The sequence below is a fragment of the Dactylosporangium sucinum genome (assembly GCF_014647515.1).
In the GTDB taxonomy this organism is placed as follows: Bacteria; Actinomycetota; Actinomycetes; order Mycobacteriales; family Micromonosporaceae; genus Dactylosporangium; species Dactylosporangium sucinum.
In genome coordinates this window covers 8,946-18,777 of sequence record NZ_BMPI01000119.1, presented here as the reverse complement: position 1 = coordinate 18,777, position 9,832 = coordinate 8,946, and the positions used below count along the sequence as shown (strand labels likewise).

General features: G+C 75.0%; 10 protein-coding genes. 8 read left to right on the top strand and 2 right to left on the bottom strand.

Going from position 1 to position 9,832, the window contains the following annotated elements; genetic code table 11:
- The first annotated feature begins 306 nt into the window (after positions 1-306).
- The 3 genes from IEZ31_RS53850 to IEZ31_RS53840 all read left to right on the top strand — a co-directional run bounded on the left by IEZ31_RS53850 (position 307) and on the right by IEZ31_RS53840 (position 3,120).
- The gene (locus IEZ31_RS53850; protein WP_190257947.1) at positions 307-1,590 is read left to right on the top strand and encodes a flavin-containing monooxygenase; all 1,284 of its coding nucleotides are present in this window, start codon (positions 307-309) and stop codon (positions 1,588-1,590) included.
- Positions 1,587-2,402 (top strand): SDR family NAD(P)-dependent oxidoreductase, encoded by an 816-nt coding sequence (locus IEZ31_RS53845; RefSeq protein ID WP_190257946.1) that lies wholly within the window; start codon positions 1,587-1,589, stop codon positions 2,400-2,402. The genes IEZ31_RS53850 and IEZ31_RS53845 overlap by 4 nt, the downstream gene beginning before the upstream one ends.
- A 73-nt stretch (positions 2,403-2,475) precedes the next feature.
- The gene (locus IEZ31_RS53840) at positions 2,476-3,120 is read left to right on the top strand and encodes a hypothetical protein (RefSeq protein WP_190257945.1); all 645 of its coding nucleotides are present in this window, start codon (positions 2,476-2,478) and stop codon (positions 3,118-3,120) included.
- 23 nt (positions 3,121-3,143) lie between these two features.
- Here IEZ31_RS53840 and IEZ31_RS53835 read toward each other — a convergent pair whose 3' ends face one another.
- Positions 3,144-3,992 carry a LysR family transcriptional regulator gene (locus IEZ31_RS53835; RefSeq protein WP_190257944.1) on the bottom strand — a complete coding sequence of 283 codons (849 nt, stop codon included), beginning with the start codon at positions 3,990-3,992 and terminating at the stop codon, positions 3,144-3,146.
- 69 nt (positions 3,993-4,061) lie between these two features.
- Between IEZ31_RS53835 and IEZ31_RS53830 the strand changes: the two genes are divergently transcribed.
- On the top strand, positions 4,062-4,931 hold the full coding sequence (locus tag IEZ31_RS53830) for an EamA family transporter (protein ID WP_190257943.1): 870 nt from the start codon (positions 4,062-4,064) through the stop codon (positions 4,929-4,931).
- Between the two features lie 27 nt (positions 4,932-4,958).
- On the opposite strand, the gene IEZ31_RS53825 is transcribed toward IEZ31_RS53830, so the two are convergent.
- Positions 4,959-5,912 (bottom strand): GntR family transcriptional regulator, encoded by a 954-nt coding sequence (locus IEZ31_RS53825; protein ID WP_190257942.1) that lies wholly within the window; start codon positions 5,910-5,912, stop codon positions 4,959-4,961.
- A 92-nt stretch (positions 5,913-6,004) separates the two neighbouring features.
- On the opposite strand from IEZ31_RS53825, the gene IEZ31_RS53820 reads away from it, so the two are divergent.
- The 4 genes from IEZ31_RS53820 to IEZ31_RS53805 all read left to right on the top strand — a co-directional run bounded on the left by IEZ31_RS53820 (position 6,005) and on the right by IEZ31_RS53805 (position 9,820).
- Positions 6,005-7,096 carry an FAD-dependent monooxygenase gene (locus IEZ31_RS53820; protein WP_190257941.1) on the top strand — a complete coding sequence of 364 codons (1,092 nt, stop codon included), beginning with the start codon at positions 6,005-6,007 and terminating at the stop codon, positions 7,094-7,096.
- 56 nt (positions 7,097-7,152) lie between these two features.
- Positions 7,153-8,007 carry a pentapeptide repeat-containing protein gene (locus tag IEZ31_RS53815; protein WP_229837234.1) on the top strand — a complete coding sequence of 285 codons (855 nt, stop codon included), beginning with the start codon at positions 7,153-7,155 and terminating at the stop codon, positions 8,005-8,007.
- A gap of 94 nt (positions 8,008-8,101) precedes the next feature.
- Complete coding sequence (locus IEZ31_RS53810) at positions 8,102-8,467, top strand: SDR family NAD(P)-dependent oxidoreductase (protein WP_190257939.1); 366 nt, start codon at positions 8,102-8,104, stop codon at positions 8,465-8,467.
- Positions 8,468-8,641: 174 nt separating this feature from the next.
- Positions 8,642-9,820, top strand: coding sequence for a glutamate-cysteine ligase family protein (locus IEZ31_RS53805; protein WP_190257938.1), 1,179 nt, complete (start codon positions 8,642-8,644; stop codon positions 9,818-9,820).
- Positions 9,821-9,832 lie beyond the last annotated feature (12 nt).

Here is a 9,832-nt window from a genome sequence, read left to right as displayed (position 1 = left end):
TGCGGTGGCGGAGGGTGGCTGGGTGCGGTGGCGGAGGGTGGCTGGGGCGGCGGAGGGTGGCTGGGTGTGGCGGCCGCGTGCGGCGTCGGGGTGGCTGGTGAGGGTGGATCGACCAACGTCTTCGAAGCGCACGGCGGCCGAGGGTGGCGGGGTGTGGTGGCGGAGGGCGGCTGGGTGCGGTGGTTGGGTGCTGTGGCCGGGTGTGGTGACTGCGCAGTGCGGGGTTGGGGTGGCTGGTGAGGGTGGATCGACCGGCGTCGGTTGGTGGGCTTGACGAGTGCTGCGGGGTGCAGCAGTATCCAACACGTGTTGGATTACCGAGTCGCGGTCGTCGGGGCCGGGCCGGCCGGGCTCGCCACCCTCAAGGCGCTGCGGGACCGGGGGATCAGCGCCGTCTGCTTCGACGCCGGGGAGCGGCCAGGCGGGCTGTGGGTGCTGGGCGGGCCGCACTCGTCGGCGTACCGGACGCTGCACCTCAACACCAGCCGCACCCGCACCGAGTTCCAGGACTTCCCCATGCCGGCCGGGTGGCCCGACTACCCGGGGCACGAGCTGGTCGCCGGATACCTGCGCGACTACGCCGAGCGGTTCGAGCTGGAGACCCGGCAGCGGCACACCGTGACCCGCGTCGCCAACGAAGGGGCGCACTGGACGGTCACCGCCGAGGGTCCACAAGGGACGGTCACGGTCGCTGTCGAGGCCGTCGTCGTGGCCAACGGGCACAATACCGTGCCGCGGTGGCCCGAGCCTGCCTATCCGGGAAGCTTCGCGGGCGAGCAGCTGCACAGCCACGACTACCGCGACCCGGCCCAGCTCGCCGGCAAGCGGGTGCTCGTCGTCGGGGGCGGGAACTCGGCCATGGACATCGCCGTCGACGCCTCGCACGTCGCCGCGGCCACGCTGCTGTCGGTGCGGCGCGGGGTGTGGATCGTCCCGAAGTACCTCTTCGGAAAGCCATCCGACACCCTCAACGGGGCGCTCGCCAAGCGGCTTCCCTGGCGGGCCCGGCAGCGGATCAGCCAGACCATGCTGCGGCTCGCCGTCGGGCCGGTGACGCGGTACGGGTTGCCGGCGCCCGCCCACGGGTTCCTGCAGGACCACCCGACGCTGTCCGACGCGCTGCTGCCGCGGATCACGCACGGCGAGATCTCCGTGCGGCCGGCCGTCGAGCGGCTCGACGGCGACGCCGTGGTGTTCGCCGGGCGGCCGGAGCGCGATCCGGTCGACCTCATCGTCTGGTGCACCGGATACCGGGCGGAGCTGCCGTTCCTGGACCCGGCGCTGCTCGGGCCGGACGGGGCCGCCTCGCTCCCGCTGTACCGTCACATCTTCCACCTCGACGAAGCAGGATTGATGTTCGTCGGGCTGATGCAGTCTACCGGCGCCGCCCTGCCGGTCGTCGAGGCGCAGGCCCGCCTCGTCGCGGCCCGGCTGGCGGGCAGCTACCGGCCGCCGTCCCCGCAGCGGCAGCGCGCGGACTGCGCCGCCGAGCTGCGCGCCGCCCGCGACCGGTGGGGCGAGCGGCGGCCGGCGATGCGCATCGACTTCGACGCCTACCTCGCCCTCGCCGCCGCGGAGCTCGCATCATGAACGGGAAACGGGTCATCGTCACCGGCGCCAACGGCACCTTCGGCCGGCTGCTCACCCGCCGGTTCACCGAGGCCGGCGCCACCGTGCTCGGCATCGACCTCGCCGCCGGGCCGGGCGTGCTGGCCTGCGATCTGACGACGAGTGCCGTGCCGGGCGTCGTCGAGCGGGCCGTCGCCGAGCTCGGCGGGCTCGACCTGCTCGTCAACAACGCCGGCGTCGGCGGGCCCGCGCCGGCCGAGCTGCCGCCCGACACCGTCGTGAAGCGGCAGCTGGAGGTGAACCTGCTCGCCGCCTGGCGCACCACCGCCGCCGCCCTGCCGGCGCTGGAGCGCAGCCGCGGCCGGGTGGTGTTCGTCGCCAGCCGGATGGCGGTGCTGCCGCTCCCACTCGCCGCCGCGTACGGGGTGAGCAAGCGTGCCCTGGTCGCGTACGCCGACGCGCTGCGCCTGGAGGTGGGCAGCCACGTCGGGGTGAGCGTGGTGTACCCGAGCATGGTCGCGTCGCCGATCCACGACAGCACCGCCGCGGCCGGGCTGTCGCTGGACGGCGTCTCCCGGTACGAGCCGGCCGCCGGTGTGGTCGACGCGATCGTGCGCGCGGCCACGGCCCGGCGGGCGCCGCGCGCGGTCGCGACCACGGCCCGCGGCCGCCTCGAAATGGCGATCGCCCGGCACTTCCCCTCCCTCGCCGACCTGATGGTCCGGCGCACGGTCCGGTCCCGGCTGGCGGCCGGCGCCTTCGACGGCGCCCCGCTCGCGGCCGGGATGCGCCGCCGGCACGGCGACGGTCGCCCGATCGGGGGACCCGCTTGACGAATCCCCCAGAGCCTCCCACGGTCACCGTAGCGTGAGCCGCGGGGGTGAACGGGGGATGATTCGCAGGTCGTTGGCCGTCGTACTGGGACTGGCCGCACTCGTCTCGGCGGGATGCGCGCCCGCCAAGGTCTTCGCGGGACCGCTGCCGTCCGCGGCGCCGGCCGATCTGCAGCCGGGGCTGCTGACCGCCGGTGACCTGCCACAGGGGTACGTCCGGATCGCCTCGGTCTCGAACGCCGACGGCGCGGTGAGCATCGGGGGCGGGGACTTCCCCGGCTGTCCGGCCCTGGAGCCGATGACGACGGAGCGCACCACCGCGGCGGCGGTGACCTTCGGCAAGGGGATCACCGGGCCGTACCTCACGCACGCCCTCGTCCGGTTCCCCGCCGGCGAGGCGGCCGCCTCCATGACGAAGCTGGCCGGGACCGCCACGTCCTGCCGCAAGTTCTCCCAGAACCTGGCCGGCGTCAGCGTGACGTTCACGGTCGAGCCCCGCCCGGCCCCGCGGGACCTGGCCGACCAGGCGGTGGCGCTGCGCATGACCGGCACCACGAACGTCAACCTGGCGGTGAACGCCGAGATCGTCGCCCTGCGCCGCGGCGACACGGTGGTCTGGCTCAACGACATGTCGATCGGCACGACCCCGCCGGGCGTCGCGACGTCGCTCGCCAAGGCCGCCGCCGACCGCTGCCGCCAGGCGGTGCCCGGCTGCTAGCCAGCCGTTGGCGTGCACCCGCGCTAGCCGCGGACCACCTCGTGGGCCAGGCGGCGGAGGTCGTCGACGGCCGGGTGGCTGGGCGGGTCGCGCCAGGCCAGGTACACGTCCACGACCCCGGCGTCGGGTAACGGGACGTAGCGGACCGCCGGGTTCGGGTGCATCGCCGCCGTGCCCGTCGACGTCACGCCGACCGCGTCGCCGGCCGTGATCAGGGCCAGCCAGTCATCCGTGTTGCGGACCGTCAGGACCTGGGTCGGGGCCGCGCCCGTGGGCCACAGCGCGAGGGTGGTGCTGCCGGTCACGACGTTCAGTGCCAGCGGCTGTGCCACCAGGTCGGCCAGGGTCAGCGACGGCCGGGCCGCCAGCGGGCTGTTGTCGGCCAGGGCCGCGACCCGGGTCTCACTGGTCAGGTGTTCCCAGCGGACGCCCGGGGTGTCGATCGGGCCGCGGAGCACCGCCGCGTCGACCGTGCCCCCCGCCAGGCCGGCGGTGCGTTCGTCCACGCGCAACAGCTCCAGCAGCGTGCCCGGATGGGCCTGCTTCCAGCGGCGCAGCAGGGCCGTCGTGTGGGCACCCAGGGCCGACCAGGCGTGGCCCAGGCGCAGGGGCCACTCGTGGGACGGGTCCAGGGCGTGCTCCACCGCGGCCATCGCGGCGGCCGCGCGGCGGCGGAACGCGTGGCCGGCCGCGGTCAGGGCCACGTGGTGGGTGGAGCGGTCGACCAGCCGGGTGCCCAGGTGGGCCTCCAGCTGCTGCAGCGTCCGGGTCAGCGCGGGCTGCGTCAGGTGCAGCCGGCGGGCCGCGCGTGTGAGGTTGCCCTCATCCGCGATGGCGAGGAAGCCCCGGAGGTGCCGCAACTCGATGGTCATGTGTGAGAAGCATAACCGCAGAAGGACGGGCATTTCAGCGCGGGGAGCGCACTGCATAGCGTCGGGTCCATGGCCGACACGATTGCCCTCGAAGCGCCCCGGGACAAAGGGGTCGGGCTCGTCCTGGCCAGCCAGACATCCGTCCACAGTGGAGCGGCCGTGGCCACCCTGCTGTTCCCGCTCGCCGGGCCCGCCGGAGTGGTCGCGGTGCGGCTGGTGATCGGGGCCGCGCTGCTGCTCGCCGCCTGCCGGCCGAAGCTGCGCGGCTACCGGGGCCGCGACTGGGCGCTGATCGCCGGATTCGGGTTCGTCCTCGCCCTCATGAACCTCCTGTACTACCTGGCGATCGAGCGGATGCCGATCGGTCCCGTGGTGACCCTGGAGGTCCTCGGCCCGCTGACCCTGTCGGTGCTGGCCGGCAAGGGCGCGGCCCGCTGGCTGTGGGCCCTGCTCGCGCTGGCCGGCGTGGCGCTGCTCGGCTTCGGCGGCCTGCACGGCGACGGATTCGACCTGATCGCCGCCGGTCTCGCCCTCGCCGCCGGCGCGTGCTGGGCGGGGTACATCCTGTTCAGCGCCCGCACCGGGAGCCGCTTCCCGAAGCAGGACGGGATCGCGCTCGCGCTGACCGTCTCCGCGCTCGTCGCCCTGCCGCTCGGCGTCTTCGGCGCGGGCGCCGCCCTGCTCGACCCGGTCATCCTCGGGCTCGGCGCGGCCGTGGCCGTGCTGTCGTCGGTGCTGCCGTACACCCTGGAGCTGGCCGCGCTGCGCCGGCTGCCGACCGGCACGTTCGCCGTGCTCATGAGCCTCGGGCCGGCCATCGCGGCGCTCACCGCGTTCGCCATCGCCGGGCAGGCGCTGTCGGTGGCCGAGATCGTGGCCATCGTGCTCGTGGTGGCGGCGAGCGCGGGCGCGGTGCGCAGCCGTGCCGCCGCCGGGTGACCGTCGTGCCGGGCGGCGGGCCGCACCTCACGCCCGCGAGCGGCGCCGCGTGCCGCGCGGCGGGCCGCCGGCCGCGAACCTGACCGCGAGCCCGTCCAGCAGCACGCCGAGGCCCAGCTCGAACAGCTCGTCGAAGTCGAGGTCGTAGCCGCCGGCCTCGGCGAACCCGGCCATGAGCGCGGTGAAGCGCGGGTAGCGGCCGCTGTCGACGATCCCGGCGAAGCCGGCGTTGTTGGCCGCCATCCACGCGTCCTCGTCGATGCCGGTGTCGGCGAGCGCGCGGGCCTCGCCCTCCAGGTGCATCGCCAGGCCCTGGACCTGGCTGTACACCAGGACCTGCAGATCCTGCAGGCCCTGCGGATCGAGCCGGAACACGGCGAACGCCGCCAGCATCCGCTCGCCGTGCGCCACCAGGTTCGGCAGCGGCAGCGGCCGGGTCAGCGGGGTCACGTGGGCCAGCCACGGGTGCCGGCGGTACAGCGCCCACATCGTGCGGGCGGCCCGGGTGAGCAGGTCGCGCCAGCCGCCCGGCTCGCCCGCCCCGGGCTCGACCTCCACCGGCTCGCCGAACGCCGTGTCGGCCATGAGCAGGACGAGCTGGTCCTTGCTGGTGACGTGCCGGTACGTCGACATGGTGGCCACGCCGAGCCGGGCGGCGACGCCCCGCATCGACAGCGCGTCGAGCCCCTCGGCGTCGGCGAGCTCGATCGCGGCCCGCACCACCTGCTCCCGGGACAGCGGTGTCTCCGGCCGGTTCGCCGCGCCGTGCCCGGCGACGACCGTGCCGACCCGCGGCTGGGATACCACGACGCCCTGCTGCTGCAGCGCGGTGAGCGCCTTCGTCGCCGTGGCGAGGGCGACGCCCCAGTCCTTGGCGAGCTGCCGGGTCGACGGGAGGCGGTCGCCCGGGGCGAGCCGCCCGTCGGCGATCCGGGCCCGGATGTCGGCGACGATCCGCTCGTACTGTGCTAGTGCAGCCATGCCTGTCATAGTACACATTTTGCCTTGTCAGAGGCTGTATGTACGTCGTACATTCAATGCGTACGAGGTACATCTCACGGAGGGAAACTCCCATGAAGGTGCTCATCTCCGGCGCGAGCGTCGCCGGCCCCGCCCTCGCCTGGTGGCTGCGCCGGCACGGCGCCACGCCGACCATCGTCGAGCGCGCCCCGGCGTTGCGGCCGGGCGGCCAGGCGATCGACGTGCGCGGCGCCGCCCTCACCGTGGTCGAGCGGATGGGCCTGCTGGAGCCGGTGCGGGCCGCCCGCACCCGGATGCGCGGATCGTCGATGGTGGACGGCGAGGGCACCGAGCTGTGGCGCTCCACCGAGTTCGCTCCGAGCAGCGGCCGGTTCGACAGCGACGACGTCGAGCTGCTTCGCGAGGATCTCACCGCGTTGCTCGCGTCGCACACCGCGGGCGTCGACTACCGCTTCGGCGACTCGATCGCGGCGCTGCACCAGGACGAGACCGGCGTCGACGTGGAGTTCGGCGGCGGCGCCCGCGAGCGCTTCGACCTGGTCGTCGGCGCCGACGGGCTGCACTCCGGCGTGCGCCGGCTGGCCTTCGGCGATCTCCAGCCGCTGCACCTGGGCAGCTACGTCGCCGTGTTCACCGCCGAGAACGTGCTCGGGCTGGACAACTGGCAGGTGTGGGTGCGCAACGACAGCGCGGGCGCCGGCATCTACTCCGCCCGCGACAACACCGAGCTGCGGGTGAACGTCGGCTTCCATTCGGATCCCATCCCGTACGACCACCGCGACCTCGACGCCCAGAAGCGCCTCGTCGCCGAGCGCACCGCCGGGCTGGGCTGGGAGATCCCGCGCCTGCTGAAGTTCATGTGGGACGCGCCCGACTTCTACTTCGACGCCATGGCCCAGGTGCACCTGCCGGCGTGGTCGTCCGGCCGGGTCACGCTGGTCGGCGACGCCGGCTACTGTGCGTCCCCGCTGTCGGGGCAGGGCACCAGCCTGGCCCTCGTGGGTGCGTACGTCCTCGCCGACGAGCTCGCCGCGGCCGGCGGCGACCACGTGACGGCCCTCGCCCGCTACGAGGCCCGGATGCGCCCGTTCGCGACCGCGAACCAGGCCCTGGCCACGGAGAACCCGGGCCAGCCGGCGTCGGACGAGTCGATGGCGGCGGCGAAGGTCGCGATCGCGCTGTAAGTCGAGATCCGGACCGACCGATGCGGCGGGGCGGTGGGGTGCCCGATCCTGCTGTCGTGCCCCCCACCCGCATCGTCCTCGCCGCCGCGGCCGTGCTGGCCGCCGTGCTGCTCCCCGTCGCGCCGGCCGCGGCCGAGCCGCCCGGGAAGCCCGCCTGCCCCGAGACCAGCCCGCAGCTGGCCGGCAAGCACTTCCAGCCCGGCGAGGAGGTCGGCGACGTCACGTGCGCGAACCTGCGCGGCGCCGTGCTCGACGGGGTCGACCTGACCCAGGCCGACTTCACCGGGGCCGACCTGCAGGGCGCGTCGCTGCGCGGCGCCGACCTGACCCAGGCCGACCTCACCGGGGCCGACCTGCGCGGCGCGCACCTCGACGACGCCGACCTCACGCAGGCCGACCTGAGCGGATCCGACGCCCGCGGCGCCTCGTTCCGCGGGGCCGACCTCGGCCAGGCCGACCTCGTCGGCGCCGACCTGCGCGAGGCCGACTTCATCACCGCGTCGGTCATCCAGGCCGACTTCACCGACGCCGACCTGCGCGGCGCGCAGACCTGGTGGACGCTGTCGATCCAGGCCGGCGTGTCCGGCACGAAGGTCGACCTGTTCGACCCGCGCACGCCCCAGGCCGGCTGGCTCTACATGCTGGCCGGCCTGGCCGTGCTGGTGCGCACCGTGGTGCGACGCAAGGGCGGTGGCAGCACCACCGGCACCGTCATGTCGGCCGTCGGCTTCCTGTTCATCGGGGGCTTCACCTGGGTCTTCGGCTGGATGCTCTTCGCGATGCAGTTCGTGACGGTGCTGGTCCCGCTCCTCGTCGGCGCCGCCCTGGTCGCGGCGGCCGGCGTGGTGCGGCAGCTGCGGCCGTCGCGCGACCCCGAGCCGTTCCTCGTGGTTCCTCCGCTGACTCGATGAGCATCGTCGTCTCGGCCGGCCGCCACCCCTGGGCCCGACCGCCGTCGCCCTCGCCGGATAGCATACCTCCACCATGGGAAAAATGGGGGTTTGCATGCCGGCGGTCGCGGTGACCGCGGCGGGCGCCGGCATCGGCCGGGCCGTCGTGGAGCTGTTCGCGGAGCGCGGTTACGGCGTCGTCGCCGTCGACGCCGACAAGGAGGCCCGCGCCGCGCTGGCCGGCGACCGGGTCGTCACCCTCGCCGGCGACGTCGCCGACCAGGCCACCAACGCGGAGATGGTCCGGCTCGCCGTCGCCGCCTACGGGCGGCTCGACGCCGCCGTGCTCAATACCGGGGCCGGCGGGGCGCCGCCGCTGGAGGACGCCGCGGCCGCCGCCGCGCTCGACGCGATCCACGCCGTCAACGTCCGCGGTGCCGCGCTCGGCATCGGCGCGGCCGGCGCGAGCAGGCCGAGGTGATCTGGTCCTGGCCTCGCCGGCCGCGTCGTAAATCACCGGGGCCGTGCTCGTCAGCGACGGCGGGCTGAGCGCGAGCAACGGGATCTTCGCGCCTCCGCGCGCGTAGGTTACCCAACGTTGCGCTCGATGTACAGGTCGTGTCAGGGCGGTGGTCGCGGGCGTAGCATCCGTGGCATGAGGACCGCAGCCGGCCGCACGACGGTCGATGCGGGCGCCGAGATCCGGCGGATCGACGACGCCGAACGGTACGTCGCCTCGATCTGCTTCAAGACCGGCCCGCCCGCCTCGATCGGCGTCGAGCTCGAACACATCGTCCACACCCCCGACCACCCCACCCGCCCGATCGACACCGCCGCCCTGACGGCCGCCATCGGCGCCGAGCAGCCCGTGCACGGCGCGCGGCTCGCTCTCGGGCCCGGCGGGCAGGTCGTGCTCGCCGCCCGGCCCGCCGCCGGCCTCGCCGCGCTGCACGCCGAAGTCAACGCCGAACTCGACCAGCTCGACGGCCTGCTCGCGAGCGGCGGCTTCCGGGCCGCCGGGCAGGGCATCGACCCGCATCGCGCGTCGCGCCGGGTGCTGTCCTCTCCGCGGTACCACGCGATGGCCTCCTCGTTCGCGCGGCGCAGCGGCGACGGGCGCACCATGATGTGCAGCACCGCCGGGCTGCGCCCCTGCCTCGACGCCGGGCCGGCCGCCGGCCTCGCCGACCGGTGGGCCGCCGCGCACGACGTCGGGCCGACCCTCCTCGCGCTGTTCGCCAACTCGCCCGTGCACGCCGGCCGGGAGACCGGCTGGGCCTCGACCCGGATGCGCGCCTGGTACGGCATCGACCCGGCCCGCGCCGGCACCGTGCCGACCGGCCCCGATCCGGCCGCGGCCTGGGCCCGGTACGCGCTGCGCGCCCCGCTGCTGTGCGTGCGCCGCCCCAGCGGGAGCTGGACCGTGCCCGCCGGGGTCACCTTCGCCGACTGGATCGGCGGTGCGCTGCACCGGCGCCCGACGTACGACGACCTCGACTACCACCTGGGCACCCTGTTCCCGCTGGTGCGCCCGCGCGGGCAGCTCCAGGTCCGGTACCTCGACGCCCAGCCGGGCCGCGCCTGGTTCGCCCCGGTCGCGCTGCTGGCCGGGCTGCTCGGCGACGCCGCCGCCGTCGACGCGGCCCGCGCCGCCGCCGCGCCCGCGGCCGGCCGCTGGCTGGAGGCCGCCCGCTACGGGCTCACCGACCGCGTGATCGCGGTCACCGCCCCGGCGGTCCTGGACGTGGCGCTGTCCGGCGTCCCCGAGCCGCTGCGGGCCGAGGTGGTGACGATCGTCGAGGACTGCTTCCGGCGGGCCTGGCCGTTCGGGTGACGGTTATGCCCC